Source organism: Streptomyces griseorubiginosus (assembly GCF_001514195.1).
In the GTDB taxonomy this organism is placed as follows: domain Bacteria; phylum Actinomycetota; class Actinomycetes; order Streptomycetales; family Streptomycetaceae; genus Streptomyces; species Streptomyces griseorubiginosus.
Map to the genome: position 1 here is coordinate 2,230 of NZ_KQ948757.1, position 681 is coordinate 2,910.

The window sequence follows — 681 nt, forward strand, 5'->3', positions numbered from 1 at the left end:
TGGGTGGCTGGTCGTTGTTTGAGAACTGCACAGTGGACGCGAGCATCTGTGGCCAAGTTTTTAAGGGCGCACGGTGGATGCCTTGGCACCAGGAACCGATGAAGGACGTGGGAGGCCACGATAGTCCCCGGGGAGTCGTCAACCAGGCTTTGATCCGGGGGTTTCCGAATGGGGAAACCCGGCAGTCGTCATGGGCTGTCACCCGCTGCTGAACACATAGGCAGTGTGGAGGGAACGCGGGGAAGTGAAACATCTCAGTACCCGCAGGAAGAGAAAACAACCGTGATTCCGGGAGTAGTGGCGAGCGAAACCGGATGAGGCCAAACCGTATGCGTGTGAGACCCGGCAGGGGTTGCGCATGCGGGGTTGTGGGATCTCTCTTCTGTCGTCTGCCGGCGACAGGACGAGTCAGAAACCGTTGATGTAGGCGAAGGACATGCGAAAGGTCCGGCGTAGAGGGTAAGACCCCCGTAGTCGAAACGTCAGCGGCTCGTTTGAGAGACACCCAAGTAGCACGGGGCCCGAGAAATCCCGTGTGAATCTGGCGGGACCACCCGCTAAGCCTAAATATTCCCTGGTGACCGATAGCGGATAGTACCGTGAGGGAATGGTGAAAAGTACCGCGGGAGCGGAGTGAAATAGTACCTGAAACCGTGTGCCTACAAGCCGTGGGAGCGTCGG

The 681-nt window shown here is 58.6% G+C and carries 1 other annotated feature (only partly in view).

Annotated elements, in window-relative coordinates:
* Positions 1-50: 50 nt before the first annotated feature.
* Positions 51-681: a sequence feature (mutual gap in cmsearch alignment for this rRNA model is longer than 100), on the forward strand (it continues 3,536 nt past the right edge of the window).